This is a genomic window from Pseudarthrobacter sp. NPDC092419 (assembly GCF_044755045.1).
Classification (GTDB): Bacteria; Actinomycetota; Actinomycetes; order Actinomycetales; family Micrococcaceae; genus Arthrobacter.
The window spans coordinates 290,215-315,113 of record NZ_JBIVQF010000002.1 but is presented as its reverse complement, the minus strand read 5'-3'; the positions used below and the strand labels follow the sequence as shown (position 1 = coordinate 315,113).

General features: G+C 66.6%; 27 protein-coding genes. 11 read left to right on the top strand and 16 right to left on the bottom strand.

What is annotated here, in order from left to right; translation table 11 throughout:
- Positions 1-20 precede the first annotated feature (20 nt).
- Both ACIQC0_RS04870 and pyrE read right to left on the bottom strand, forming a co-directional pair.
- Positions 21-788 (bottom strand): GAF and ANTAR domain-containing protein, encoded by a 768-nt coding sequence (locus ACIQC0_RS04870; RefSeq protein ID WP_377216836.1) that lies wholly within the window; start codon positions 786-788, stop codon positions 21-23.
- 76 nt (positions 789-864) lie between these two features.
- Positions 865-1,449, bottom strand: coding sequence for an orotate phosphoribosyltransferase (pyrE, locus tag ACIQC0_RS04865; protein ID WP_377216835.1), 585 nt, complete (start codon positions 1,447-1,449; stop codon positions 865-867).
- Positions 1,450-1,523: 74 nt separating this feature from the next.
- On the opposite strand from pyrE, the gene nadE reads away from it, so the two are divergent.
- Entirely contained in the window at positions 1,524-2,378 is an 855-nt protein-coding gene (nadE, locus tag ACIQC0_RS04860) for an ammonia-dependent NAD(+) synthetase (protein WP_377216834.1), read from the top strand.
- Positions 2,379-2,400: 22 nt separating this feature from the next.
- Here the strand turns inward: nadE and ACIQC0_RS04855 are convergent, their stop codons facing one another.
- The gene (locus ACIQC0_RS04855) at positions 2,401-3,198 is read right to left on the bottom strand and encodes an IclR family transcriptional regulator (protein ID WP_400533010.1); all 798 of its coding nucleotides are present in this window, start codon (positions 3,196-3,198) and stop codon (positions 2,401-2,403) included.
- Between the two features lie 190 nt (positions 3,199-3,388).
- On the opposite strand from ACIQC0_RS04855, the gene ACIQC0_RS04850 reads away from it, so the two are divergent.
- The 5 genes from ACIQC0_RS04850 (at position 3,389) to ACIQC0_RS04830 (ending at position 6,958) form a co-directional block, all read left to right on the top strand.
- Positions 3,389-4,096 (top strand): CoA transferase subunit A, encoded by a 708-nt coding sequence (locus ACIQC0_RS04850; protein ID WP_400533008.1) that lies wholly within the window; start codon positions 3,389-3,391, stop codon positions 4,094-4,096.
- 39 nt (positions 4,097-4,135) lie between these two features.
- Entirely contained in the window at positions 4,136-4,816 is a 681-nt protein-coding gene (locus tag ACIQC0_RS04845; RefSeq protein WP_377216831.1) for a CoA transferase subunit B, read from the top strand.
- Positions 4,813-6,009: an acetyl-CoA acetyltransferase gene (locus tag ACIQC0_RS04840; protein WP_400533006.1), complete on the top strand. Its 1,197-nt coding sequence runs from the start codon at positions 4,813-4,815 to the stop codon at positions 6,007-6,009. Before ACIQC0_RS04845 ends, ACIQC0_RS04840 begins: the two co-directional genes overlap by 4 nt.
- Before the next feature lie 258 nt (positions 6,010-6,267).
- On the top strand, positions 6,268-6,471 hold the full coding sequence (locus ACIQC0_RS04835; protein WP_009357211.1) for a cold-shock protein: 204 nt from the start codon (positions 6,268-6,270) through the stop codon (positions 6,469-6,471).
- Between the two features lie 130 nt (positions 6,472-6,601).
- Positions 6,602-6,958: a hypothetical protein gene (locus ACIQC0_RS04830; RefSeq protein WP_377216829.1), complete on the top strand. Its 357-nt coding sequence runs from the start codon at positions 6,602-6,604 to the stop codon at positions 6,956-6,958.
- On the opposite strand, the gene ACIQC0_RS04825 is transcribed toward ACIQC0_RS04830, so the two are convergent.
- The gene (locus ACIQC0_RS04825) at positions 6,906-8,039 is read right to left on the bottom strand and encodes an acyl-CoA dehydrogenase family protein (RefSeq protein ID WP_400533278.1); all 1,134 of its coding nucleotides are present in this window, start codon (positions 8,037-8,039) and stop codon (positions 6,906-6,908) included. The genes ACIQC0_RS04830 and ACIQC0_RS04825 overlap by 53 nt on opposite strands.
- A gap of 194 nt (positions 8,040-8,233) precedes the next feature.
- Between ACIQC0_RS04825 and ACIQC0_RS04820 the strand changes: the two genes are divergently transcribed.
- On the top strand, positions 8,234-9,952 hold the full coding sequence (locus tag ACIQC0_RS04820) for an AMP-binding protein (RefSeq protein ID WP_400533002.1): 1,719 nt from the start codon (positions 8,234-8,236) through the stop codon (positions 9,950-9,952).
- 41 nt (positions 9,953-9,993) lie between these two features.
- Positions 9,994-10,500 carry a MarR family winged helix-turn-helix transcriptional regulator gene (locus ACIQC0_RS04815; protein ID WP_377216827.1) on the top strand — a complete coding sequence of 169 codons (507 nt, stop codon included), beginning with the start codon at positions 9,994-9,996 and terminating at the stop codon, positions 10,498-10,500.
- A gap of 23 nt (positions 10,501-10,523) precedes the next feature.
- Here the strand turns inward: ACIQC0_RS04815 and ACIQC0_RS04810 are convergent, their stop codons facing one another.
- Genes ACIQC0_RS04810 through ACIQC0_RS04795 form a run of 4 tightly spaced genes read right to left on the bottom strand, consistent with a single transcriptional unit; the run spans position 10,524 to position 14,866 of the window.
- A complete protein-coding gene (locus ACIQC0_RS04810; RefSeq protein ID WP_400533000.1) occupies positions 10,524-11,300 on the bottom strand; it encodes an enoyl-CoA hydratase in 777 nt (258 codons plus the stop codon).
- On the bottom strand, positions 11,297-12,310 hold the full coding sequence (gene mmsB / locus ACIQC0_RS04805) for a 3-hydroxyisobutyrate dehydrogenase (RefSeq protein WP_377216825.1): 1,014 nt from the start codon (positions 12,308-12,310) through the stop codon (positions 11,297-11,299). The genes ACIQC0_RS04810 and mmsB overlap by 4 nt, the downstream gene beginning before the upstream one ends.
- Entirely contained in the window at positions 12,303-13,367 is a 1,065-nt protein-coding gene (locus tag ACIQC0_RS04800; protein WP_377216824.1) for an enoyl-CoA hydratase/isomerase family protein, read from the bottom strand. The genes mmsB and ACIQC0_RS04800 overlap by 8 nt, the downstream gene beginning before the upstream one ends.
- On the bottom strand, positions 13,367-14,866 hold the full coding sequence (locus ACIQC0_RS04795; protein ID WP_400533276.1) for a CoA-acylating methylmalonate-semialdehyde dehydrogenase: 1,500 nt from the start codon (positions 14,864-14,866) through the stop codon (positions 13,367-13,369). Before ACIQC0_RS04795 ends, ACIQC0_RS04800 begins: the two co-directional genes overlap by 1 nt.
- A 164-nt stretch (positions 14,867-15,030) precedes the next feature.
- Here ACIQC0_RS04795 and ACIQC0_RS04790 point away from each other — a divergent pair, with 164 nt between their 5' ends.
- Complete coding sequence (locus ACIQC0_RS04790; RefSeq protein WP_400532997.1) at positions 15,031-15,837, top strand: exodeoxyribonuclease III; 807 nt, start codon at positions 15,031-15,033, stop codon at positions 15,835-15,837.
- 34 nt (positions 15,838-15,871) lie between these two features.
- Entirely contained in the window at positions 15,872-16,756 is an 885-nt protein-coding gene (locus ACIQC0_RS04785) for a hypothetical protein (protein WP_400532995.1), read from the top strand.
- A gap of 44 nt (positions 16,757-16,800) precedes the next feature.
- Here the strand turns inward: ACIQC0_RS04785 and ACIQC0_RS04780 are convergent, their stop codons facing one another.
- The 5 genes from ACIQC0_RS04780 to ACIQC0_RS04760 are packed head-to-tail and all read right to left on the bottom strand — an operon-like array spanning position 16,801 to position 21,339.
- On the bottom strand, positions 16,801-17,853 hold the full coding sequence (locus tag ACIQC0_RS04780) for a LacI family DNA-binding transcriptional regulator (protein WP_400532993.1): 1,053 nt from the start codon (positions 17,851-17,853) through the stop codon (positions 16,801-16,803).
- 10 nt (positions 17,854-17,863) lie between these two features.
- A complete protein-coding gene (locus tag ACIQC0_RS04775; RefSeq protein ID WP_377216820.1) occupies positions 17,864-18,115 on the bottom strand; it encodes a hypothetical protein in 252 nt (83 codons plus the stop codon).
- Positions 18,112-19,008, bottom strand: coding sequence for a carbohydrate ABC transporter permease (locus ACIQC0_RS04770; RefSeq protein ID WP_377216819.1), 897 nt, complete (start codon positions 19,006-19,008; stop codon positions 18,112-18,114). The genes ACIQC0_RS04775 and ACIQC0_RS04770 overlap by 4 nt, the downstream gene beginning before the upstream one ends.
- Complete coding sequence (locus ACIQC0_RS04765; protein WP_377216818.1) at positions 19,005-20,042, bottom strand: carbohydrate ABC transporter permease; 1,038 nt, start codon at positions 20,040-20,042, stop codon at positions 19,005-19,007. The genes ACIQC0_RS04770 and ACIQC0_RS04765 overlap by 4 nt, the downstream gene beginning before the upstream one ends.
- 7 nt (positions 20,043-20,049) lie before the next feature.
- On the bottom strand, positions 20,050-21,339 hold the full coding sequence (locus ACIQC0_RS04760; protein ID WP_377216817.1) for an ABC transporter substrate-binding protein: 1,290 nt from the start codon (positions 21,337-21,339) through the stop codon (positions 20,050-20,052).
- Positions 21,340-21,479: 140 nt separating this feature from the next.
- On the opposite strand from ACIQC0_RS04760, the gene ACIQC0_RS04755 reads away from it, so the two are divergent.
- Entirely contained in the window at positions 21,480-23,282 is a 1,803-nt protein-coding gene (locus ACIQC0_RS04755; protein ID WP_400532990.1) for a glycoside hydrolase family 13 protein, read from the top strand.
- Positions 23,283-23,306: 24 nt separating this feature from the next.
- Here ACIQC0_RS04755 and ACIQC0_RS04750 read toward each other — a convergent pair whose 3' ends face one another.
- Genes ACIQC0_RS04750 through ACIQC0_RS04740 form a run of 3 tightly spaced genes read right to left on the bottom strand, consistent with a single transcriptional unit; the run spans position 23,307 to position 24,894 of the window.
- A complete protein-coding gene (locus ACIQC0_RS04750) occupies positions 23,307-23,918 on the bottom strand; it encodes a hypothetical protein (RefSeq protein ID WP_377216815.1) in 612 nt (203 codons plus the stop codon).
- Positions 23,915-24,526, bottom strand: a complete 612-nt coding sequence (locus tag ACIQC0_RS04745) for a DUF6286 domain-containing protein (RefSeq protein WP_400532987.1) — start codon at positions 24,524-24,526, stop codon at positions 23,915-23,917. Before ACIQC0_RS04745 ends, ACIQC0_RS04750 begins: the two co-directional genes overlap by 4 nt.
- Positions 24,523-24,894: a hypothetical protein gene (locus tag ACIQC0_RS04740; RefSeq protein ID WP_400533274.1), complete on the bottom strand. Its 372-nt coding sequence runs from the start codon at positions 24,892-24,894 to the stop codon at positions 24,523-24,525. Before ACIQC0_RS04740 ends, ACIQC0_RS04745 begins: the two co-directional genes overlap by 4 nt.
- Between the last annotated feature and the right edge of the window lie 5 nt (positions 24,895-24,899).

The window sequence follows — 24,899 nt, the reverse complement described above, 5'->3', positions numbered from 1 at the left end:
CCTGATGCGGCGCCGGGGGCTCACGCAGTCCGGCTGGATTCCACCTTTCCGGGCTCCTGGAAATGCGTCCGTGTTCCGGCGCCGCCTACAGAGTCCACCAGCGACCGGGCGATGTCCCGTAACTTGGTGTTGCTGTTGCTCGCCGCCTCGGTCAGGATCCCGACAGCTGTTTCCTGGCTGCAGCGGTTCTGGGCCATGACTATGCCGATGGCGATGTCAATGATGGTCCGGGACTCAAGGGTGGCGCGGAGGTTGGCGGCGCTGTCGGTGTGGAGTGAAAACCGTACGGCCAGCCGAAGGGCTTGGGAGATCTCGCGGGTGAACCCGCGGGCCCTGGCAGTAGCACGCTCATCGAACTTGCGCGGCGCATCGGAGTAAAGATTCAGTGCGGCCTTCGCTTCTCCCTGCAGGTTGAAGGGAAGGGACAGGACGGACCGCAGGCCGTGCGCGGCCACGGCGTGGGCGTAATCGGGCCCCCAGCGGTTCTCCTCGAGCAGGTCGGGGACGTGGACTTCGCGTTCCTCCTGGGCTGCAGTGAGGCACGGTCCCTGGGAGAGCGAATACTGTATCTGGTCCACTTCCCGGGCCGATTCGCTGCTCCACCCGATAGTTGCGGCCTTACGGTCGCGGAGCAGCGTGATGCCGCACAGCGCGTCGTCGCCGTCGCCGGCCATCTGGTGCGCAGAGAACCGCGCGAGTTCGTTGAGGAAGTCCTCGAAGTCGGCACTCTCCAGGATGAGGTTCTGCACCTGGTCAGTGGTGCTGAGGGGCGGGTCTGCGTGGAGCATGGCGCGTTCTCCAGGGTCATTCGAAGGGGTACGCACATGATAAATCAGGGGCGCCGGGGTTCCAACAGTTTGCAGGCTAGGAGAGGCCCAGTTCGTCCTTGCCGAACGCAAAGAGGTAGGGAACCCCGGTTTCCGCCTCGATCTTTTCCTTCGCGCCAGTATCGCGGTCCACGATGACTGCCACGGCCACCACGTTTCCGCCGGCCTTGCGGACGCCTTCCACAGCGGTCAGCGCGGAGCCGCCGGTGGTGGACGTGTCCTCGAGGACCAGGACGTTGCGGCCCTCCACTGACGGGCCCTCGACCTGCCGTCCCATGCCGTACGACTTCTGCGCCTTGCGCACCACGAAGGCGTCGACCGGGCGCCCGGCATCGACCGCGGCATGCATGACGGCGGTCCCCACGGGGTCGGCCCCCATCGTCAGGCCGCCCGCGCACTCGAAGCTGATGCCGGCGTCGTCGGCGAGCGCCAGCATGACCTGGCCCACCAGCTTGGACGCCTCATGGTGCAGGGTGATGCGGCGCAGGTCGATGTAGTAGTCCGCCTCAGCTCCGCTGGAGAGGATGACCTTGCCGCGGACTACGGCCAGTTCCTTGATCAGTTCCAGCAGGCGGGCGCGGGCGGCGGCAGTATCGGCCGCGGTTTCGGTGGGGGAAGTCATGGTTCCCAGTTTAGTGGGGCACGGCCGCCGCCTGCGCTTGAGGGCTATTGACACCTCTGGCTAGGCTGGATCCCATGCGCGAACTCCAGGCCAGAATCATTGAAGAAATGGGCGTCCAGCCCCGCATTGATCCCGCAGGGGAGGTGCGCAAGCGCGTCGATTTCCTCAAGGATTACCTCAAAGCCACGGGAACCAAAGGCTTCGTGCTGGGCATCTCCGGTGGGCTCGATTCCTCCCTTGCCGGCAGGCTCGCGCAGATGGCGGTCCAGGAGCTCGAAGCTGAGGGGGTCGACGCCAATTTCGTGGCCGTGCGCCTCCCCTACGGGGTCCAGCACGATGAGGACGATGCCCAGGCCGCCATGGACTTCATCCAGCCCAAGACCCAGTGGACCTTCAATATTGCCGCGGCCGTGGACGGCTTCGAGGATGAATTCGAGAAGACCGTAGGCAATGAAATCTCGGACTTCCACAAGGGCAACACCAAGGCGCGCACCCGAATGATCGCCCAGTATGCGCTGGCCGGGGAGCACAACTATCTGGTGGTGGGCACGGACCACGGCGCCGAGTCCGTCACCGGCTTCTTCACCAAGTACGGCGACGGCGGCGCGGACATCCTTCCCCTCTTCGGCCTGAACAAGCGGCAGAACCGGGCCCTCCTGGCCGAGTTGGGCGCGCCCGCGCGGGTGTGGGAGAAGGTGCCCACCGCCGACCTGCTGGACGATAAGCCGGGCCGCACCGATGAGGACGAGCTGGGCCTCACCTACGACCAGATTGACGACTACCTCGAGGGCCGGGAGGTTCCGGACCACGTCGCGGAGCTGATCGAGCAGAAGTACCTGCGGACCCGGCACAAGCGCACCGTCCCGGTCAGCATCTTCGACACCTGGTGGAAGCACGAGGGCCCGGAAGAGCCCCGCACCGGCCTCTAGCCGGGACGGTAACCCCGCCGGGTCAGCGGGGCAGGCGCCCCTTTTCTGCAACGCCGCCCAACTGCTGGGTGATGCGGTGGGCCTCGCCCAGCAGGAGGGACCCCAGCTCCGCCTGCCTTTCCGGCTTGAAGCGGGGCTCGATCCCGGTGAGCGACAAAGCCCAGGCGGGGCGGCCGGAAGAATCGAACACCGCCGCACCCATCCCCCAGCTCCCTTCCAGGACCAGGCCGGGGTTGACCGAGTATCCCTTGAGCCGCGTCTCGGCCAGGTTCGCGCGCACCACCTGCGGTGAATGGGCCACGGCAAAGGATCCGGCATGCGCCTGCCAGTCCGCGAAGAGTTCCTCCTGCTCAGCCTCCGACAGGAACGCCATGATCGCGGTTCCGGCGGAGGCGACCCCGAGCGGAAACCGCACACCTTCGTGCAGCACAAAGGAGCGGACGGGGAAGCTGCCCTCTTCGCGCAGCAGGCACACCGTTTCGGCGCCGCGGCGGATCGAGAAGAAGGCGCTCTCCCCGGTGGCCTCGGCGAGGCGGCGGAGGCTTGGCCGGGCAATGTCCTCCAGCGGGAAACGGGCCGAGGCGACGGATCCCAGGAGCAGCATCTCCGGGCCAAGGACCCAGTTTCCGGTGGCTGCGTCGTGGTCCAACAGGCCTTCCGACGCCAAGGAGGACAGGAGCCGGTGCACCGTGGGCCGGGTCAAACCGGACTCACGCACCAGCGGGGCGAGAGGCATCCCCTCGCTGCTGCGCCCCACCAGGCGCAGCAGGCCCGCGATGCGGCTGACCACCTGGGCACCCTGAACCGGAACACTGCCCATGAAATCTCCTAAACGTCCATATTGTGGATACCTGGTCTTCGTCCGTCCACAGTGTAAAACAGGTCGTACATCAAGAAAAGCGAGCCTTGACGCATCCTCAGGGCGGCCCGTAATCTCCTATGGCAGAACACCCGTCCATAAAGTGGACGGCCCGCCCCGCGCAACCCGCGCCGCTCAATGAGGAGACGCCATGACCAAACTCCGTCCATCTGCCGCCGAGGCCCTGCAAGGATCGCTACAGGACGGCATGACCCTTGCCGTCGGAGGTTTCGGACTCAGCGGCATCCCCGCGGACCTGATCGAAGCCGTGCGGGACTCGGGGGTCAAGGACCTGACAGTTGTCTCCAACAACATGGGCGTGGACGGCAAAGGCCTGGGCATCCTCATCGAAGCCGGCCAGGTCCGCAAGGTCATCGCCTCCTACGTGGGCGAGAACAAGCTCTTCGCCGAGCAGTACCTCGCGGGCAAGCTCGAGGTGGAGTTCACTCCGCAGGGCACCCTCGCCGAGCGGCTCCGTGCCGGCGGCGCAGGCATCCCCGCCTTCTTCACCAAGACCGGTGTGGGCACCATGGTGGCGGAAGGCAAGCCCCTCGAGGAATTCGACGGCGAAACGTACGTCCGCGAGCGCGCCATCCGGGCCGACGTCGCCCTGGTCCACGCGCACACCGCGGATACGGACGGCAACCTCGTCTACCGCTACACCGCCCGCAACTTTAACCCGGTAGTGGCCACCGCGGCGGAGCTGACCATCGCCGAAGCCGAGGTCATCGTGGACCCCGGCCAACTGGATCCCAACCACATCGTGACCCCCGGCGTGTATGTCCAGCGGCTGGTGCAGGCCACGGACCGCGTCAAGGACATCGAGCAGCGCACCGTCCGGCCGCGCGTATTCGCCTAACAGCGCCCACCCACCTGAACCAACTTTAAGGAGAACCCCATGGCCTGGACCAGGGACGAAATGGCCGCCATCGCGGCCGAGGAACTGAACGACGGCGACTACGTGAACCTGGGGATCGGCATCCCCACACTCGTGGCCAACAACCTGCCCGAAGGCGTGCGGGTGGTCCTGCAGAGCGAGAACGGACTGCTGGGGATGGGCCCCTTCCCGTACGAGGGCGAAGAGGACGCGGACCTGATCAACGCCGGCAAGCAGACCGTGACGGTCCTGCCCGGTGGCAGCATCTTCGACTCCGCCACCTCGTTCGGCATGATCCGTGGCGGCCACGTCAAGGTGGCCATCCTCGGCGCCATGCAGGTCTCCGGAAACGGCGACCTGGCCAACTGGACCATTCCCGGAAAGATGGTCAAGGGCATGGGCGGCGCCATGGATCTGGTGGCCGGAACTCCGCGCGTGGTGGTCCTGACCGAGCACAACGCCAAGGACGGCACGGCCAAGATCGTGCGCGAATGCACCCTGCCGCTAACCGGCCTGAGCTGCGTGGACCGGATCATCAGCGACCTCGCCGTCTTCGACCTGGTGAAAACGGACGACGGCGGGCGGCAGCTGACGCTGACGCGCCTGGCCCCGGGCGTCACCGAAGAGGAGATCCGGGAGAAGACCGAGGCGGAATTCACCGTCGCCCTGGACGACCCGGCCCTGGAAGGAGCACCGGCATGAGCCTGCAGGAACAGTTTGGCAAGGATGTCCTGATCACCGGCTGGGGACACAGCCGCTTCGGGAAGCTCAGCGAGGACACGCTGGAATCGCTGATCGTCCAGGTGGCCACTGACGCCATCAACACTGCCGGAATCGAGCCCGGCCAGATCGACGAAATCTTTGTGGGCCAGTTCAACTCCGGCATGATGCCGCTGGCGTTCCCGTCTTCGCTGGCACTGCAGGTTTCCCCGGAGCTGGCGAACGTCCCGTCCACCCGGGTCGAAAATGCCTGCGCCTCCGGTTCCGCCGCGTTCCAGCAGGGCACCAAGTCGCTCCTGGCCGGCACCGCCAAGACGGTCCTGGTGGTGGGCGCGGAAAAGATGACCCACGCCGGCGCCGACGTGGTGGGCGCCGGTCTGCTGGGTGCGGACTACGACATGGCCGGCAAGTCCTCCACCACGGGCTTCACCGGGCTTTTCGCGGAGGTGGCCAAGCACTACCAGAAGCGCTATTGCGCTGGCGCAGGAAACCTGTCCGATGTCCTGGGCACCATCGCGGCCAAGAACCACCGCAATGGCGTGGACAACCCGTACGCACAGCTTCGGAAGGACCTGGGCGAGGAATTCTGCCGCACTGTCTCGGACAAGAACCCGATGGTCGCCGATCCATTGCGCCGCACCGACTGCTCCCCCGTGTCCGACGGCGCGGCCGCCGTCGTCCTGTCTTCCTCACCCACGGGCGGCGCGGCCGGGCCAGTGCGGCTTGCAGGGTTCGGCCAGGCCAACGACTTCTTCCCCGCCGAGCGCCGGGACCCCACCGCTTTCGAGGCCACGCGGATGTCCTGGCAGCGTGCCCTGGCGATGGCCGGCGTCGGGCTTGACGACCTCGACTTCGCCGAGGTGCACGACTGCTTCACCATCGCCGAACTCCTCATGTACGAGGCGATGGGCCTCACCGAACCCGGCGAGGGCAGCCGTGCCATCGAAGAGGGCTGGGTCTTCAAGGACGGAAAGCTGCCGGTCAATGTCTCCGGCGGCCTGAAGGCCAAGGGCCACCCGGTGGGCGCCACCGGCGTTTCACAGCACGTGCTGGCGGCCATGCAGCTGACCGGGACCGCCGGTGAGATGCAGCTGGCCGGTCCCCGCCGCGCAGCCGTCCAGAACATGGGCGGCGTTGGCATCGCCAACTACGTCAGCATCCTCGAGGCTATCTAGGCTCCGGCGTTAGCTGGGTGCGCGCCGGGTTTCCCCACCTTTGGGGCACGACGGCGGCGTGTCGCCCGAAAGGTGCGGCGCGCCGTCGTAATTTCCCGGCAAATGCGGGGAAAACGGGCGCAAGCAACGACGCGACAGGGCCGAACCCTTGCATGCCGGGCGTGCGCACCGTACGTTTGGGACTGCGGGGGACGTTCTCCGCACACTCTGGGCGGATAACCCGGGGAGAGAATCAGAGTCACATGAAGGAATGCAGCCATGGCAACAGGCACAGTTAAATGGTTCAACGCCGAAAAGGGTTTTGGCTTCATTGCCCCCGATGACGGGTCCGCTGACGTTTTCGCCCACTACTCGGCAATCGCCACCAGCGGATACCGCTCCCTGGACGAAAACCAGAAGGTCGAATTCGATGTGACCCAGGGCCCCAAGGGTCCGCAGGCAGAAAACATCCGCCCCCTTTAAGGTTTTGGTGACCGCCGGCCCGTCCGGCTGAACCCGGTACCACTCAGCGGCTCCTTCGGTATTGTGCCGAAGGAGCCGCTGTTTTGCGTTCCACTGCTTCTCCCGGCCCCTCGTTTGGGACAATGGAAGGGTGACGGGACAGGAGCGGGACCCCTGGGAAGAGTTCGACCGGCTGGGACCGGCCGCGCCCGACCGCATTCCCGGCCAACCCGGCGGCGAGCCCCACGGATTCGGATTTCGCACCGGTGTCCGCAGCGCACGTGTGGCCGTAGGATTCGCCGTTTACGCCCTGGCACTGGGCACCCTCATGGCGGTCACCGGCGGGATCGTCTTTGCCGCCCAGGGACAGTGGCTGCTGGTGTCGCTGATGCTGGTCACCGAAGCCATCTTCGTCTTCGCTTTCAGCCGCCTGGTGGCGCAGGCACGCAGCCGGTCTATGCGAAGGCGGACTTTCCGGTCACGGCCCTGGCGACGATCAGGGAATTGATTTCGTAGGTGCCCTCGTAGGTGTAGAGAATCTCGGCGTCGCCGAAGAGCTTGCCCATCTCGTAGTCGGTGCTGATCCCGTTGCCGCCCATCAGGGAGCGGCCCATCGCCACGGATGCCCGGGCCAACCTGGTGGTGGTCGACTTTGCCATGGCGGCCTGGGCCATTTCCAGTTTGCCGCCCGCCTGGATCCGCGCCAGCTGGACCATGAGCGAAAGGGACGCCGTGGCGTTGCCCAGGATCTCGGCGAGCTGCTGCTGGATCAGCTGGAAGCGCGCGAGTTCCTTGCCGAACTGCTTCCGGTGCAGGGCATAGGACCTGGCGACGTCGAAAGCCGCCAGCTGGATGCCCGCTGCCTGCCAGCCCACCCAGGCGCGTGAGTCCCGCAGCAGCTCGTTGGCGCGGGAAAAGTCCGTTGCCCCCGGCAGGAGGTTGCCGGCCGGGATGCGCACCTCGTCCAGCACGATGTCCGCGTTCTGCATGATCCGCAGCCCGATCTTGTTGGCAATCTTGGTAGCCGTGTAGCCCGGCCGGTCCGTCTCCACGATGAAGCCCTTGATCTGCCGGTCCGCGGTATCCCGGGCCCACACCAGGGCGAAGTCGGCGATGGTTCCGGCGCCGATCCAGCGCTTGGCGCCGTTGAGCACCCATTCCGCGCCGTCACGCCGGGCAGTGGTGGCCAGGCCGCCGGCGATGTCCGAGCCGTGGTCGGGTTCGGTCAGTGCGAACGCGCCAATCTGCTGCAGGGCCGTGAGCCCCGGCAACCAGCGGGTCTTCTGTTCCTCCGAGCCCAGCTGGTGGATCATCCCGACGATGAGTTCATTGTGGATCCCTACCAGCGCGGACAGCGACACGTCCGCCCGGGCCACCTCCGCGTACATGAGGCCCTTGAAGAGGACGGAGGTGCCGTCCGTCTGCAGGCCGCCCAGCCCGTACTTCCCCAGTTCCGCCACCAGGCCGAACGGAAACTCCTCCCGGTTCCAGTAGTCGATGGAGGCTGCGCGGATCCGGCTCTGCAGGAACTCGCGGACTTCGTGGTACCGGTCCTGCTCTGCGGGCGGCAGTTGCTCCACCACGTGCATGAGGTCGGCGTCCGGAAACGGCGGCGCCGGCTGCGGCTGAACTGCTGATGGTGCTGCTGCATGAGGCCGCACAGGGGCCCATCCCTTCCGTGAGAGTGCTCCGGACCGGCCGGATCTTTCAAACCCTTGGATGTCCTAGTATATTGCACAGTGACATGGATCACTAGCTACACCCATCCGGCGAAAGGTGCACCATGACCGTCACTGAGGAATTCCGCGCGGCACGGGACCGCCTGCTCGCACTCCGGGAGGACTACGACGCCGCATACAGCGAATTCCAGTGGCCCCGGTTCGAGCACTTCAATTTCGCCCTGGACTGGTTCGACATGGTCGCGGCGGCGCCGGCCACGGCGGATCGCCCGGCCCTTGTGATCGTTGAACAGGATGGTTCGGCCACCCGACGGAGCTTTGCCAACCTTTCCCGGCGCTCTTCCCAGGTGGCCAACTGGCTCCGCAGCCAGGGCGTGCGCCGCGGCGACCGGATGATCATCATGCTGGGCAACCAGGTGGAGCTCTGGGAACTCATGCTGGCCGGCATCAAACTGGGCATCGTCATGATCCCCACCACCACCCTCATGGGGCCGGCGGACCTGAAGGACCGGGTGGAACGCGGAGGTGCCACCTGGGCAGCGGTGGGCAGCGCCAACATCGCCAAATTCCGAGATGTCCCCGGCGACTACACGCTGGTCGAAATCGGGGCAGCCTCCAGCGAGCCAGTGGCCCTGCAGTATGCGGAGGCCACCGGGTCGGCGGAGGACTTCAGACCGGACGCGCCCACGCACGCCGACGAGACCCTGCTGCTCTACTTCACCTCCGGCACCACCTCCAAGGCCAAGCTCGTGGAGCACACGCACACCTACTACCCCGTGGGCCATCTGTCCACCATGTTCTGGATCGGCCTGGAACCCGGCGACGTCCACCTGAACGTGGCCTCCCCCGGGTGGGCCAAGCACGCCTGGTCCAACGTCTTCACGCCGTGGATCGCCGAGGCGTGCGTCTTCATCTATAACTACGACCGCTTCGACGCCAGGGCCCTCATGGAACAGATGGAGCGGGAGTCCGTAACCAGCTTCTGCGCGCCTCCCACGGTGTGGCGGATGCTCATCCAGGCGGACCTGACCCTGCTCAAGACGCCGCCGTCGAAAGTGGTGTCCGCCGGCGAGCCCCTCAACGCCGAGGTGATCGACCAGGTCCGCCGCGCCTGGGGCCAAACTATCCGCGACGGCTTCGGCCAGACCGAGTCCACGGTCCAGATCGCCAACACCCCCGGCCAGCCCGTCACCATCGGCGCCATGGGCAAGCCACTGCCCGGCTATGACGTGGTCCTGGTGGACCCCGCCACGGGAGCGGAAGGCGACGACGGCGAGCTCTGCCTGCGCCTGGACCCCCGTCCCGCGGGGCTGATGAAGGGGTACTTCGGTGATGCGGCCAAGACCGCCGAGGCGTTCCGGGACGGCTACTACCACACGGGCGACATGGCCAGCCGGGACGCCAACGGGGTCATCACCTATGTGGGACGCGGCGACGACGTCTTCAAGTCCTCTGACTACCGGCTGTCTCCCTTCGAGCTTGAGAGCGTCCTGATCGAACACCCCGCCGTGGCCGAGGCGGCCGTGGTCCCCTCCCCCGATCCGGTCAAGCTGTCCGTGCCCAAGGCGTTCGTGGTGCTGGCAGCCGGGCATGAGCCCAGCCCGGAACTTGCCCAGGACATCCTGCGCTACTGCCGGGAGCACCTGGCGCCGTTCAAGCGCATCCGCCGGCTGGAGTTTGCGGAGCTGCCCAAGACCATCTCCGGAAAGATCCGGAGGGTTGAACTGCGCCGCAGCGAGGCGCTCCGCCACAGCCAGGCCCCGCTCCCGGCCGGGCTCGGAGTCGAGTACTCCGAAGCCGATTTCCCGGCGCTGAAAAGCTAGGCTGATGCCCATGGATTGCAGGACGACCCGCGGGAGGTGCCATGGCCACGCCGCTGCCGCGTGACCCGATCGCGGACGCCCGGCTGAACTGGGAGCGGCACGGCTGGTCCGACGTCGCCGCGCCGATGGCCGCCATCACCGCCATCATGCGCACCCAGCAGATCCTGCTGGCCCGCATCGAGGCGGTGCTGAAGCCTTTCGGCCTGACCTTCGCCCGCTACGAACTCCTGGCCCTGCTCAGTTTCGCCCGCAGCGGCGCGCTGCCCATGAACAAGGCCAGCGCCCTCCTGCAGGTGCATCCCACGTCGGTGACGAACGCCGTCGACCGTCTGGAGCAGGCCGGACTGGTGCACCGTTCGCCGCACCCCACGGACGGCCGCACCACGCTGATCGAGCTCACCCCGGAGGGCCGCAGATTGGCCAAGAGCGCGACGGCGGCGCTCAACTCAGATGTGTTCGCCCAGTCGGGCTTTGGGGACCAGGACGTGGATCAGCTCATCCGGATTTTGGGCAACTTCCGGCGCAACGCGGGCGACTTCAGCGAGTAGGCCCGCGTTGCGGCCGGGTCGCCCTACCGGTGCTTGAACTCCGGCTGCCGCTTCTCTGTGAACGCGGACATGCCTTCCTTCTGGTCCTCGGTGGCAAAGAGCGAGTGGAAAAGGCGCCGTTCGAAGAGCATGCCCTGTGCCAGGCCGGTCTCGAAGGCGGCGTTGACCGCTTCCTTGGCGGCCATGGCCACAGGCTTGGACTTCGACGCAATGGTTTCTGCGGCCTTCAGCGCCTCCTCCACGACGTCCTCGGCCGGAACCACGCGGGACACCAGACCGCAGCGTTCGGCTTCCTCGGCCCCGATGAAGCGGCCGGTGAGGATCAGGTCCATCGCCTTGGCCTTGCCTACCGCACGGGTGAGCCGCTGCGAGCCGCCCATGCCCGGAAGCACGCCCAGGTTGATCTCCGGCTGGCCGAACTTCGCGTTGTCCCCCGCGATGAGGAGGTCGCACATCATGGCCAGCTCGCAGCCGCCGCCCAGGGCAAACCCGGACACCGCGGCAATCGTGGGAATCCGCAGCCGGGTGAAGTCCTCCCAGCCCCGGAACCAGTCCGCCCGGTACATATCCATGTACCCCTGCGACGCCATCTCCTTAATGTCAGCCCCGGCCGCGAAGGCCTTGGCGGAGCCGGTGATCACCACGGCGCCAACACCCGGGTCTGCGTCCATGGCGGTCACCGCCGCCACGAGCTCCTCCATGGTGGCGTGGTTCAGGGCGTTGAGCGCCTCCGGCCGGTTCAGGGTCACCAGCCCCACCCGGCCGCGTTGTTCCACCAGGATGTTCTGGTATTCCGTCATTCAGGGCTCCCGTCATCCTGCGCCGCCGGCAGGTGGTCTGAGGTTTGGCCGGCGGCCGCAGCGGACCTGTCCCGGATGTCGTTGATAATGGCGGAGAAGTCCTGTCCGGCTCCGCCTTCCGCCGCAAACGTATCGTAGATTTCCGCGGCCAGGGGCCCCATCCGCCCGGCCACTCCGGTGCTGCGCAGGGCGTTGAGGGCCAGGTTGAGGTCCTTGGCCATCAGGGCACCGGCAAACCCCGGCTGGTAGCCGCGGTTTGCGGGGCTGGTGGGAACAGGCCCGGGGACCGGGCAGTTGGTGGTCAGCGCCCAGCACTGCCCGGAGGCGGCGGATGCAACGTCGAACAGGGCCTGGTGGGTGAGCCCCAGTTTCTCGCCGAGCACGAAGGCCTCGCTGACGGCAATCATGGACACACCGAGGATCAGATTGTTGCAGATCTTGGCGGCCTGCCCGGCCCCGTGCCCGCCGCAGTGCACCACGCGTTTGCCCATCACTTCCAGCAGTGGCCGCACGTACTCAAAGTCCTCCGCCAGCGCACCCGCCATGAACGTCAGGGTGCCTGCCTCGGCACCCACCACGCCTCCGGACACGGGCGCGTCCACGGAACGGTGGCCGGCCGCAACGGCCAACTCCGCCGCTTCCCGCGCCTCGTCCACATTGATGGTGGAGCAGTCCAGGAACAGCGTTCCCGTAGGGGCCGTTTCCAGCAGCCCCGGCTGGCCGCCGGTGCCGCGGTACGCGTCCAGCACATGCCTGCCGCTGGGCAGCATGGTGAGTACGACGCCGGCGCCCGCCACGGCCTCGGCCGCGGTTGCCGCAGTGGCAATGCCGTGCGCCCGGGCCGTTTCGAGCGCCTGCGGCACGACGTCGAACGCGCTCACTCCATAACCGGCTTTGACCAGGTTGACGGCCATCGGGCCGCCCATGTGGCCCAGGCCGAGGAACGCGATGGTCCCGACGGGCGCGACCCCGCCCTCCCTGGGTGTTTCAGACGCCGCTGACTCAGACATGGTCCTGCTCCTTTGCCAGTTTCAGTTCCCGTTCACCCAGCGGCGCAAAGAACGCCTCCACGTCCCCGGGACCGACTTCCGCCAGGCTGGCCGGCCGCCAGTGCGGGGTGCGGTCCTTGTCCACCACCTGGGCGCGGATCCCCTCGCGGAAGTCGTGCCCGGCCAGGAACCGGAGCCCGACGCGGTATTCCTGTTGCAGGGCTTCCTCGAGGCTGAGTCCCGCGGCCCGCCGCAGCGACGCGAGCGTGACCTTCACGGCGGTGGGCGACTTCGCCTCGATGGTTCGTGCGGCGTCCGCGGCCTCACCGCCGGCCAGGTGCAGGCGGCGGACAATTTCCTCCGCGTCGTCGCTGGAGTAGCAGGCGTCGATCCATTCCTGCCGCGCTGCCAGCACCGAGGGCGGTACTGCTTCAGCGAAGCGTCCGACGGCGGCGCCGGGCTCTTCGGCCTCCAGCGCCCGGGCGAGGTCCGGCAGCCGGTCGGAGGGCACGAAGTGGTCGGCCAGGCCCAGGAACACCGCATCCGCGCCGCTCAGGTGCTCGCCGGTAAGGGCGGCGTGGGTGCCTGTCTCTCCCGGCGACCGGGACAACAGCAGGGTCCCCCCGACGTCGGGCACGAATCCAATGGTGGTTTCCGGCATGCCGGTCCGGGTTCGCTCGGTGACCACGCGGACGGATCCGTGCGCCGAGATCCCCACCCCGCCGCCCAGCACCAGGCCGTCCATGAAGGCAACGTACGGCTTGGGGTAGGAAGCGATGAGGGCATTGAGCCGGTATTCCACCGCCCAGAAATCCGCCGTGGCCCCGCCGCCGTCGGGAATATCCCGGTAGATGGCCACGATGTCGCCGCCGGCGCACAAGCCGCGCCCTCCCGCCCCCTGCACCAGGACGGCGGCGAGGTCGTCGTCATCCGCCCATGCGGTGAGCTGCTCCAGCATCGCCGCCGCCATGCTGGCCGTGAGTGCGTTGACGGCGCGTGGCCGGTTGAGAGTGATGACACCCAGCCGTCCGCGCCGCTCGAAGAGTACTTCCGCCTGCTCCGCGTCCCTGCCCTCCATCAGCTGCCTTCCGGCATGACGAAGCTGGCGCCGGTGCGGATGCCGGAGGGCCACCTGGTGGTGACCGTCTTGGTCTTGGTGTAGAAGCGGAAGGCATCCGCGCCATGCTGGTTCAGGTCGCCGAAGCCGGACGCCTTCCACCCGCCGAAGGTGTAATAGGCGATGGGAACCGGGATGGGGACATTGATGCCCACCATCCCCACCTGGACGCGGCTGGCGAAATCCCGGGCGGAGTCGCCGTCGCGGGTGAAGATGGCCACCCCGTTGCCGAACTCGTGCTCGCTGCACAGGCGCAGGGCTTCGTCATAGTCCTCGGCGCGGAGCACGCTGAGCACCGGGCCGAAGATCTCTTCCCTATAGATGGCCATGTCCTTGGTGACGTTGTCGAACAGCGTTGGCCCCACCCAGAATCCGCCCTCGCAGCCGTCCACCGTGAGGCCGCGCCCGTCTTCGACCAGGGTGGCGCCGGCGTCTACGCCGGACTGGATGTAGCCTTCGATCCGCTCCTTGGCGGAGGCTGCCACCACCGGGCCGAAGTCCGAGTCTTTGGCGAGGCTGTGGCCCACCTTCAACCCGGCGATGCGCTCCCGGAGCCTGGCCACGAGGGCGTCCGCCGTGGCTTTGCCCACCGGCACCGCCACGGAGATGGCCATGCAGCGTTCGCCGGCGGACCCGTAGCCGGCGCCGATGAGGGCGTCGGCAGCCATGTCCAGGTCCGCGTCCGGCATGATGACCATGTGGTTCTTGGCGCCGCCGAAGCACTGGGCCCGCTTGCCGTGGGCTGCCGCGGTGGCGTAGATGTACTGGGCGATCGGCGTGGATCCCACGAATCCCACGGCCTGGACCCGCGGATCTTCCAGCAGGGCGTCCACAGCTTCCTTGTCGCCGTTGACCACGTTGAATACGCCGTCCGGCAGCCCGGCTTCGGTGAAGAGCTCCGCGAGGCGCAGCGGTACGGACGGGTCGCGTTCCGAGGGCTTGAGGACGAAGGAGTTTCCGGCGGCCAGCGCGGGGCCGGCCTTCCAGAGCGGGATCATGGCCGGGAAGTTGAACGGGGTGATGCCGGCGACCACGCCCAGCGGCTGCCGCATCGAATGGACATCGATGCCGGCGCCGGCGCTGTCGGAGAACTCGCCCTTCAGCAGGTGCGGCGCTCCCGCGGCGAACTCCACCACTTCGACGCCGCGCTGGATGTCGCCACGGGCGTCTGCGAGGGTCTTGCCGTGTTCCGAGGACAGCAGGGCCGCGAGTTCGTCCAGGTCCCGGTTGACCAGGTCCACGAACTTCAGCAGGATGCGGGCCCGCCGCTGCGGGTTCATGGCACCCCATTCGGGCTGGGCTTTTTCCGCTGCGGCCACCACGTTCCGCACTTCGTCGGACGAGGCCAGGGGGACGCGTACCTGGACCTGGCCGGCGCACGGATCGTAGACGTCGGCGAACCGGCCGGACGTGCCGTCGACATGCTGCCCGCCAACGTAATGGGAAAGCTCCCGAACCATGATGGATTGCTCCTTTGCACCGGTGATGGCCGAGCCGCCCCACGGGCGGCATGTGACCCACATCATCTTCCGCTCCTGAATATACTCGGACTTCCTACTAAATTCCAGAGTGGCATTTGCGGCAGCCCGGCCCTGCCCCAAGGCAAGTTCGGTAAGTTAGGACTGTGAAGATAGCTACCTGGAATGTGAACTCGCTCCGTGCCCGTGCCGACCGCGTTGAAGCCTGGCTGCAGCGCAGCGACTGCGATGTCCTGGCCATCCAGGAAACCAAGTGCAAGGACGAAAACTTTCCCTGGGAACTGTTCGAGCGGATGGGCTACGAGGTGGCGCACTTCGGGGTGAACCAGTGGAACGGCGTCGCGATCGCCTCCCGGGTGGGCCTGGAGGACGTGGAGCGGACCTTCCTGGACCAGCCGGCGTTCGGCAAGGCCGGAAAGGACCCTGTCCAGGAAGCCCGGGCCATGGCAGCCACCTGTGGCGGCGTCCGGGTGTGGAGCCTCTACATCCCCAACGGCCGGTCCCTCGATGACGAGCACATGCCGTACAAGCTCAAGTGGCTGGAGAGCCTCAAGACCCATGCCCAAGGCCTGGTCGCAGAGAACCCCCAGGCCCAGATCGCGCTGATGGGCGACTGGAACATCGCGCCCTTCGACGAGGACGTGTGGGACATCGACCTCTTCGTGCAGAACCGCTACACGCATGTCAGCCCGCCGGAGCGCGCCGCCTTCCACGCTTTCGAATCTGCCGGGTTCACCGACGTCGTCCGCCCTTACACCCCGGGTCCCGGTGTCTACACCTACTGGGACTACACGCAGCTCCGCTTCCCGAAGCGCCAGGGCATGCGCATCGACTTCATCCTGGCTTCGCCCGCCCTCGCCGCCCGCGTCACCGGGGCGTCGATCGACCGCGAGGAACGCAAGGGCAAGGGCGCCTCGGACCACGCGCCCGTCGTGGCGGAACTGGCAGACTGATGGCCATGCCCTGGACCCAGCGAAGGAGGACGCGATGAACGGAAACCTCTACCGGGGCCAGGCAGGCCTGCCGTTCTCCTCCACCCTCCGGGTCTACGAGCCCCTGGAAGCCTTTCCCGAGGAGCAACGGGCCGCCATTCGGACGGCGGGCGAACGCGCCGCCTCGCGTGCCGCCGTCGAGAACGCGGAACTGCTTGCGTCCCTGGGGCGCATCACCCGATCCGGCGGCGACCCCTTTCCCACCGGGCGCACCGACTTGGTGCGCGTCACCTCGGTTCCCGGTACCGGTAAAGACGCGGACGACGACGGCGCTGCCGCCGGCGAGGTGCTGCTCTACTGTCCCAGCCAACTGGTGCTGCGCGCCGGCCTGGCGGCCAACGCCCTGATGGAGGGCATCCACGGACCCCTCGCCGAGCTCCTCATCCCGGAAGCGCAGCGGGACCGGCACCAGGAACGGATTGATGCGGTCAAGGCACGTGACGGATCCGTTCGCGTGCACACCCGGGCCTCCACCTGGGGCATCCCCTTCAGCTGGTTCTCCCTGTTCATGGAGCAGGACCGCAAGGAGGTGGTGGAAGCGTCCGGCAGGATCCTCACGGTACGGGTGTGGGCGTCCATCACCGACGCCCTGGAACGTGCACGCTATGCGGTGGCCAACCTGGCGCTTGCGGCACCGGACCTGGACATGCTGGACGACCTGGCGCAGCTCACCGAATGGCTGGAGCAGTTCCACGTTGAATCGATGGTGGAACTTGATTACGGAGCGGTGGCGGACAAGGTCTATCCGGACGAATCCCCCACAGACATCCGGCTGGGGATCGAGTGCCTCGCTGAAGGCGACATGACCGGCGCCGCCGCGGCCTACCGCCGGCTGGCATCGCGCTGGATACCCATCAGGCAGTTGGCCCGCGCTTCCTGAGGCCCGCGGTCCCTGAGCGCCCCGGTCCCGCGCCGGGCGGTTCGTCAGGCCTGAGGTGGTGCCGTGGTGTTTCGGATGATCAGCTGATGCGGAGCGACGGCGGACCGGACGGAGCCTACGGTGCCGTCCAGCTCGTCCAGGAGCATCTTGGTTGCCAGCTCGGCCTGCTCATCCGGCCGCTGGCCCACGGTGGTCAGGCCCATGGGCTCGGCGAAGTCGTGGTTATCGATGCCTACCACGGACAACTGTTCCGGGACCTTCACACCCATCCGGGCAGCCTCGAAAATCACGCCCATCGCCATTTCGTCGGACGCGCAGAAGATGGCTGTTGGCTTCCCGCCGGGCAGTGCCCAAAGACGACGGAACGCTTCCTGTCCGCTCTTGACCGTGAAGTCGCCCCATTCGTCCCATTCCGGCCTGGTAGGCAGGTTCGCCGCGGTCATGACGTCCTTGAACGCGAGGATCCGGACCCTGGGAACATCGAAGTTCAGGTCCGTTTCGTCGTCGCCGTGGAGCAGGGCGATGTCCCGGTGGCCCAGGTCAATCAGGTGGCGGACCGCGGTGGACGCCGCGGCGTAGTCGTCGATGCCGATGTAGGCGCACTCCTCCACGTGCCCGCCCACCACCACCAGGGGAATGTCGATTTTCTGCAGGTGGTCCAGTTCCTCCGGGGTCAGCGCCATACAGAGCACCAGCAAGGCATCGATCTGCTTGTAGACCATGGTCTTGCTGAACAGGCGTTCCCGGTGGCTGCCATGGCCGCCCAGGTTGAACAGGGAAAGATTGTATTGCCGGGCATGGAGCTCCCGGTCTGCGCCCTCGATTGCCTTGGAGAAGAACCAGCGGCTCACGAAGGGGGCCAGCACGCCGATAGTACGGGTCCGCCCCGTCGCCAGCCCGGAGGCGGACGAAGAGGCCACGTAGCCCAGGTTTCCGGCGATTTCCAGGATTTTCTCGCGCGTGGCCGGCGATACCCTGGGGAGCCCGCGGACTGCCCGGGACACCGTCGCAGTGGAAACCCCCGCGGCGGCCGCCACGTCCTCGATACTGACCCCCGTGTGGCCGCCCCGCTGCGACCTCTCTGACATTCGTGCCACGATTTCGTTCCTACCGGCGGGCAGGAAGTTTGCCCCGAAGCCGGTGCATTCCGTAGATAGCAAGGAGCGTTGCCAGCAGCCCCAGGGCCCACCAGAGCGCGGGCTGGCCGGTCAGTTCCTTCCACACGGTGACTACCAGCAGGACCAAGGCCCAGAAGCCCAGGAATCCGATGATGATGTCAAAATCTTCGCCCGACCTGACCAGCCGGCTGCGGCCCCCCGTCCGGCCCGAAGGCCGGGAGCGGGAGGCGCCGTCCGTCACTTGACCGCACCGGCTGTCAGGCCGGCCACAATCTTGCGCTGGAACACCAGGACCAGGATCACCAAGGGAATGGTGACAATGGTGCCGGCGGCCATGATGGCCGTATACGGGATCTGGTTGGGCTGTGCGCCGGCAAAGCTGGCGATGGCCACGGTCACCGGCTGGGTGGCTTCGTTGGACAGCTGGCTGGCGATCAGGAATTCATTCCACGAGGAAATGAACGCGAGGATTGCCGTGGTGAAGATGGCCGGCGCAGCCAACGGCATGATCACTTTCCGGAACGCCTGTCCCTGCGTGCAGCCGTCCACGCGGGCAGACTCCTCCAGTTCCCACGGCATTTCGCGGAAGAAGGAGGTCAACGTGTAGACGGTCAGCGGCAGGACGAACGAGATGTTCGGGATGATCAGAGCCTGGTAGGTGCCCATCCAGCCGATGTTGGTGAACAGCTGGAACAGGGGGGTGATCAGGGCGACGCCGGGGAACATGGAAGCCCCCAGGATAAAGCCCAGCACCAGGTACTTGAAGCGGAAGTTCAGGCGTGCCAGGGCGTAGGCCGCGAAGACACCAATGACCAGTGAGATCACGGTGACGGTGACACCGATGATGATGCTGTTAAGCAGCGCTTGGCCAAACTTGTTGCCGAAGGAGGTGTCGAAGGCGGTCATGAAGTTGTCCAGCGTGACGTGCGTTGGCCACGGCGTGGTGTCGTAGGTAAAGCCCACCTCGCGGAAGGCCGTCACCACCATCCAGTAGGCCGGCGCCAGGCACCAGATGAGGATGACAGCGGCACTGATGTAGGTTCGCGCATTGGCCCACTTTTCGCGGTTCTGGGCGACCTTACGGCCCTTGTCCTGCTCGGCCCGCAGCTCAGCGGAGGCAGTTGAGGTTGTCATTTCTTCCCCTTACCGGTGGCACCGCTTTGCTCCACGACGTTCGCACCCAGGAAGCGGACGAAGATGAACGCGACCAGGAAGATGATGAGGAACGTAATGGTGGACAGTGCAGCGGCCGAGTTGAACCCTTGCCTGATCTGGTTGATCACCAGGATGGACAGCGTGGTGGTGTTGTTCGCGCCGCCGGTGAGGATGTACGGAAGGTCGAACATGCGCAGGGCGTCCAGCGTGCGGAACAGGATGGCCACCATGAGCGCCGGCTTGACCAGCGGAAGGGTAATCAGCTTGAACCGCTGGAAGGCGCTGGCGCCGTCGACCTTCGCAGCCTCGTAGACTTCCGCCGGAATCATCTGCAGGCCGGCAAGGATCAGCAGGGCCATGAAGGGCGTTGTCTTCCAGGTGTCTGCGATGATGACGGCCCACTTCGCAGGCCACTCGCTGCCGGTCCACAGGATGGAGGCGTTGAACAGCTTGTTGATGATGCCGTTGAAATCGAACATGAAGAGCCACAGCTGGGCGGTCACGGCGGTGGGGATGGCCCACGGCACCAGGACGGCAGCACGGACCAGGCTGCGGCCTTTGAACGTGCGGGCCATGATCATGGCCATCCAGAAGCCGAGGACGGTCTCGAGCGCCACCGTGATGACGGTGAAGAAGAACGTGGTGCCGGTGGCGGTCCAGAACTGCCCGCCGAGGGTTCCCGGGGGACACGCGATGGTGCCGCCGCCCGGGGCGGCACACTGCTGGCCCAGCCAGTTGACGTAGTTCTGGATGCCTGCGGGTCCGCCGGCGGTGAAGAGGCCGGTGGCCGGATCCAGGCCAGCGTCCTTCTGGAAGGACATGACGATGGCACTGATGATCGGATAAACGATGACGATGCCCAGCGCGATGACGGTGGGGGCAAGCAGCCATGAGGCCCACTTCCCCTGGCTGAGGATCTTGTTATCCTCGCCGACACCCTTGGGGCCGTGATGGACGGGAGGCGCGCCCGACGCCGGCTTGGTAGCCGACGTCGGGCCCAATTCGGTTGCCATCTTCAGACTACGATCCTGCTGTGGCGGATTCGATGGACTTTTGCATGTCGGCCAGGGCCTGCTCAGCAGCCTTCTCACCCTTCAGCGCCGCGTAGGAGTTCTCCTGGATCGCCTTGGTGACTGCAGGGTAGAACGGCGTGACGGGACGCGGCACAGCGTTCTCGATGGAGGTCTTCAGGACCGGCAGGTAGGGCAGCTTGGAAACAAGTTCCTCGTCCTCGTACAGCGCGCCCAGGACAGGAGCGAGGGAACCCTGGGTGGCGAAGAACTTCTGCTGCTCTTCCTCGACCAGGAACTTCACGAAGTCAAGGGCGGTTGCCTTGTGCTTCGAGTAGACGCTGATGGCTGCACTGTGGCCGCCCAGGCTGGAAGCGCCCGGACCGTCCTTGCCCGGAAGAGCCGTCATGCCCAGGACATCCTTGACCTTGGAGGAACCCTCAGTGGTGGCCAGGTTGTAGACGTAGGGCCAGTTGCGCAGGAACAGCAGCTTGCCGTCCTGGAATGCGCGGCGGCTTTCCTCTTCCTGGTACGTGATGGCCTCTGCCGGGATGTTGCCGTTCTTGAAGGCCTCAACCAGGTTCTCCAGGCCTTCCTTGGCCTCAGGGGTGTTCAGGTTCGGCTTGCCTTCGTCATTAAGGACGGAGCCGCCGGCGGAGTTGATCGCCTCCGAGGCGTTCACCGTGAGGCCTTCATACTGCTTGAATTGGCCGGCGTAGCAGCCGATCTTGTTTTCCTTGGCGATGGAGCACATCTCCATCATTTCGTCCCAGGTCTTGGGGGCGTTGGGAACCAGGTCCTTGCGGTAGTACAGGATGCCGCCGTCGGAGGAGACCGGGGCCGCATAGAGCGTGCCGTTGTAGGAACCCGCCTCGATGGTGGGCTCGAGCATGCCCTCGGTGTCCACCGCCATCTTGTCCTTCAGTGGCTGCAGCCAGCCCTTGGCGGCGAACTCGGCGGTCCACACGACGTCCACGCTGGCAACGTCGTAGTTGGGGTTCTTGGCCTGGTAGTTCTGCACCAGGTCATCGTGCTGCTGGTCCGCCTGGTCGGTCTGCTCCTTGAACGTGACCTTCTCGTCCGGGTGCTCTTTGTTCCACTTCTCGATCAGCGGGCGGACCACGTTGCTGTTGTCCTTGCCCTGGACGTACGTGATGGGCCCGCGGCCGTCGAGGTTGGCTTCGGCGTCTCCGCCTCCGCCGCCCGTGGTTCCGCCGCCACCACCCCCGCCACAGGCTGAAAGCGTGAGGGCCAGGACGCCGGCAGTCGCAACCGGCAGAAGGAATTTGGGGGTTTTCATTGGCTTGAAGCTCCTCGCTGAGTGACAAGTAAGTCGACAGTGCGCTTGCTAGGTGAGGTTGATGTGGTGACAGTCACACTAGTAAGGTTGCCGCAGGTAATGCAAGCGTTTACATCAAAAAGTTATCCGAGAGGAACGAAATGTCCAACCCTCCTGTCGACAGCTCCGGCCCCTCCCCCGCGCCATGGTGGTCGGACGCGGTGGTCTACCAGATCTATCCCCGTTCCTTTGCCGACGGAAACGGTGACGGCATGGGCGACCTTCGTGGCGTCGTCGAACGCCTTCCCTATCTGGCCGAGCTGGGCGTGGACGCCATCTGGCTCTCGCCCTTCTACAAGTCTCCGCAGGCCGACGCCGGATACGACGTGGCGGACTACCGGCAGGTGGACCCGCTGTTCGGCACCCTGGAGGACTTTGACGCGATGCTGGCAGATGCCCACCAGCGCGGCCTGAAGGTCATCGTTGACCTTGTCCCCAACCACACCTCCGACGAGCATGTCTGGTTCCAGGAAGCGCTCGCGTCACCGCCCGGATCCCGCGAACGGGACCGCTACATGTTCCGGCCGGGCAAAGACGAAGTACCCGGCTCCGGTGACGGAAACCGTCCACCGAACAACTGGAAATCGATTTTCGGCGGACCCGCATGGACCCGGATCACCGAGGCGGACGGCTCGCCCGGAGAGTGGTACCTCCACCTTTTCGACACCAAGCAGCCCGACCTGAACTGGGAGAATCCCGAGGTCCAGCAGGAAATGCGGTCAGTTCTCCGTTTCTGGCTGGACCGTGGCGTGGACGGGTTCCGCGTGGACGTGGCCCACGGCATGGTCAAGGAAGCCGGGCTTCCCGATTGGGAGGGCGCTGCCGCGATGGTGGAGGGAACGGAGGTGCACCGCGAACCCATGCAACCCGGCGATGCACCCGGCGCTCACACCGACCTTGAAGAACCACACCGTGCTGTCTCCCCCACCTACCCGCCCTCGCCGTTCTTCGACCAGGAGGGCGTCCATGACATCTACCGGGACTGGCACCGCGTGCTGGAAGGGTACGGCAGCGACCGCATGATGGTGGCCGAGGCATGGGTGGAGCCCGCCGAACGGCTGGCCCGGTACGTCCGGCAGGACGAGATGCAGCAGGCTTTCAACTTCGATTTCCTGTTGGCCGGCTGGGACGCCGAGCGGATGTCCGAATCCATCGACGCCTCCCTGGCCGCGGCCGCCTCCGTTGGCGCCCCGTGCACCTGGGTGCTGAGCAACCACGACACCGTCCGGCACTCCACACGGTTCGGCCTCAAGGACCCCACTACGTTCCCCAAGGGTATCGCCGCCACCGACGAACAGCCTGATGCAGCGCTGGGCCTGGCCCGGGCGCGCGCGGCAACCCTGATTTCGCTGGCGCTTCCGGGTTCAGCGTACGTTTACCAGGGCGAAGAGCTGGGCCTGCCGGAACACACCACCCTCCCGGCCGAAGCACGGCAGGATCCCACGTTCTTCCGGACGCGGGGCGCCGAAACCGGACGTGACGGCTGCCGGGTTCCGCTGCCCTGGGCCGCCGACCAGCCGGGTTACGGTTTCGCCGGCAGCCATTCCCTGACCGCTGCCCCGCCGTGGCTCCCGCAGCCTGAAAGCTTCGGCCCGCACGCTGCGGACCAGCAGGACGGCGTGTCCGGTTCCACCCTGGAGCTCTACCGCGCGGCCCTTGCCTTCCGGGCCGGCCGGCGGCTCGGGTTGGGGACCTTTGCGTGGGCGGACAGCCACGCCCCCGAAAGCGGTGTCCTGGCTTTCCACAACGGGGACGTCCTGGTCCTGGCCAATACGGGCTTCGCCTCGGCCCCTGTCCCCGAGGGTTACTCGGTGGCGCTGTCCAGCGGACTCGAACCCGCCGCCGACTGGTCGGGAATGCGTGAAGTCCCCGTGGACTGCACGGTGTACCTGGCAAAGAACTGATCCGCACCTGGCACCGCAGCCGCGTTAGCGGACGCGTTCGGCCCTGCCGAAACGCGTCCGCGCGCCAGCCCCGATGTGGATCAGCACCGGCGTGCTGGTTCCCGCCACGCTGTCCAGCGCGGCCACAAGTTCGGCTACCTCCGCGGCAAGCAGGTGCGGGGCCACCCCTTGCCGTGGGAGCAGCCGGACCTTCAGCGCCGGAGTGCCCTTGACGTCATAGGCTGCCACTGTGGCGCCGGCCAGGTCGGGCCGGCCGGCAAGGGCCTGCTTAAGGGCCTGCTCGGCTACCCCTGCGCCTATCCGTACGTCGCCCGGAACCTCTCCGGGATCGTATTCCTCTGCCAGCAGGTTGGCCCGGCCTTTACCCTGCTGTGCAATCCAGGCCACCATGAGCCCGATGGCAACGAGCAGCCCTGCCACAACAAAGATCCACAGCCAGCTTTCGCTGCGGCCGGGAAACCGGGTTGACTCGAAGGCCTGGTGTACGGCCGTCCGGATGCCGGCTGACCAGCCGTGCCACCAGGCGGCCACGGCCGGAACGTAGGCCAGCAGGATCAACAGGATGCCGATCGCCAGCAGCTTCAGGCCCAGGACCGACACCAGGATCCGGTTGAGGATGCTTGGGGTGCTGTTCATGCCCCAATCACCCCCGAGGACGCCACATTGATGCGGGCTGCCGGAGCGGGTTCAAGCGCCATCTGGTCCAGTTCATCCTGCACGGCGGCCAACACCTCGTTCTGGTCCACCGGAACGCCGGACGTAGGGCGGACGTTGACCACCACCTGGCGCCGGGACACCACCACCATGACCTGATCCGGGGTGACATTGGCAGCGAGCCGGGCGCGCCGGGCCAGGGCGGAGGCGATCACTTCGTCATCCACTACGACGGCGGAGCCCGGGCCGGATGCGCGGATCACGTGCCGTGCCCGGCGGCCAGGGAGGATGCCATTCAGGAAGAACACCAGCCCCAGCATGGCAAGGACAGCCCCCAGGGCTGCCAGCAGGGCCGTGGGTACGCCCGCCGGCAGCTGCACCAGCCGGTTTCCCGCCACCCTCGGGTCGAGCAGCCAGGGCGGCTGTCCGATGGCATGGACCCCGGCTTCCAGCAGTCCGTAACCGGCCCCCACCAGCACCAGGACCGCGGCGGCGATGGCTACCGCCGCGCGGGTGGAGTACGTTTCGCGCCGGATGATGCGGTCCAGGTCCGGGCCGGGCGCGTCGCGGTGCGCTGCTTCGCTGTTCACTGCACCCGCCCTCCTTCGCTGATCCTCGCCCCGCTGATCCTGATGTCCACGCGGCTCACCTGTGCCCCGCTCAGTTGGGTGACGGTGGCCAAGATCTGGGCCTTCGCCGCCACGGCACGGTCCCGAATGGAACCGCCGAAGGCGCCGACCCGCGCGGGGTCCCGGGCCACGTCCCGCAAAGGCGGGACCTTGATGGGTGAGACGAGGGACAGCGCCAGCAGGCCGTCGTCGTCCGTCCATTGAACCCGGACATCATTCGCGTCGACATCGAGCGCGAGGGCGGCAGCCGTCCGGGCCAGGCTGGTGAGCGCCTGCGTGCTGATCCGGTTGTGGCCGTTCAGACGCTGCGCCGGGGCGGGGGCCGCCATGGTCG

Coding starts and splice junctions, on each gene's coding strand:
- ACIQC0_RS04840 (WP_400533006.1), top strand. CDS start 4,813: ATGAGCCTGCAGGAACAGTTTGGCAAGGATGTCCTGATCACCGGCTGG.
- ACIQC0_RS04845 (WP_377216831.1), top strand. CDS start 4,136: ATGGCCTGGACCAGGGACGAAATGGCCGCCATCGCGGCCGAGGAACTG.
- ACIQC0_RS04750 (WP_377216815.1), bottom strand. CDS start 23,918: ATGAACAGCACCCCAAGCATCCTCAACCGGATCCTGGTGTCGGTCCTG.
- nadE (WP_377216834.1), top strand. CDS start 1,524: ATGCGCGAACTCCAGGCCAGAATCATTGAAGAAATGGGCGTCCAGCCC.
- ACIQC0_RS04765 (WP_377216818.1), bottom strand. CDS start 20,042: ATGGCAACCGAATTGGGCCCGACGTCGGCTACCAAGCCGGCGTCGGGC.
- ACIQC0_RS04760 (WP_377216817.1), bottom strand. CDS start 21,339: ATGAAAACCCCCAAATTCCTTCTGCCGGTTGCGACTGCCGGCGTCCTG.
- ACIQC0_RS04795 (WP_400533276.1), bottom strand. CDS start 14,866: ATGGTTCGGGAGCTTTCCCATTACGTTGGCGGGCAGCATGTCGACGGC.
- ACIQC0_RS04870 (WP_377216836.1), bottom strand. CDS start 788: ATGCTCCACGCAGACCCGCCCCTCAGCACCACTGACCAGGTGCAGAAC.
- ACIQC0_RS04820 (WP_400533002.1), top strand. CDS start 8,234: ATGACCGTCACTGAGGAATTCCGCGCGGCACGGGACCGCCTGCTCGCA.
- ACIQC0_RS04850 (WP_400533008.1), top strand. CDS start 3,389: ATGACCAAACTCCGTCCATCTGCCGCCGAGGCCCTGCAAGGATCGCTA.
- pyrE (WP_377216835.1), bottom strand. CDS start 1,449: ATGACTTCCCCCACCGAAACCGCGGCCGATACTGCCGCCGCCCGCGCC.
- ACIQC0_RS04825 (WP_400533278.1), bottom strand. CDS start 8,039: ATGCACGTGGTGGAGCAACTGCCGCCCGCAGAGCAGGACCGGTACCAC.
- ACIQC0_RS04770 (WP_377216819.1), bottom strand. CDS start 19,008: ATGACAACCTCAACTGCCTCCGCTGAGCTGCGGGCCGAGCAGGACAAG.
- ACIQC0_RS04810 (WP_400533000.1), bottom strand. CDS start 11,300: ATGACGGAATACCAGAACATCCTGGTGGAACAACGCGGCCGGGTGGGG.
- mmsB (WP_377216825.1), bottom strand. CDS start 12,310: ATGTCTGAGTCAGCGGCGTCTGAAACACCCAGGGAGGGCGGGGTCGCG.
- ACIQC0_RS04755 (WP_400532990.1), top strand. CDS start 21,480: ATGTCCAACCCTCCTGTCGACAGCTCCGGCCCCTCCCCCGCGCCATGG.
- ACIQC0_RS04785 (WP_400532995.1), top strand. CDS start 15,872: ATGAACGGAAACCTCTACCGGGGCCAGGCAGGCCTGCCGTTCTCCTCC.
- ACIQC0_RS04815 (WP_377216827.1), top strand. CDS start 9,994: ATGGCCACGCCGCTGCCGCGTGACCCGATCGCGGACGCCCGGCTGAAC.
- ACIQC0_RS04740 (WP_400533274.1), bottom strand. CDS start 24,894: ATGGCGGCCCCCGCCCCGGCGCAGCGTCTGAACGGCCACAACCGGATC.
- ACIQC0_RS04800 (WP_377216824.1), bottom strand. CDS start 13,367: ATGGAGGGCAGGGACGCGGAGCAGGCGGAAGTACTCTTCGAGCGGCGC.
- ACIQC0_RS04855 (WP_400533010.1), bottom strand. CDS start 3,198: ATGGGCAGTGTTCCGGTTCAGGGTGCCCAGGTGGTCAGCCGCATCGCG.
- ACIQC0_RS04835 (WP_009357211.1), top strand. CDS start 6,268: ATGGCAACAGGCACAGTTAAATGGTTCAACGCCGAAAAGGGTTTTGGC.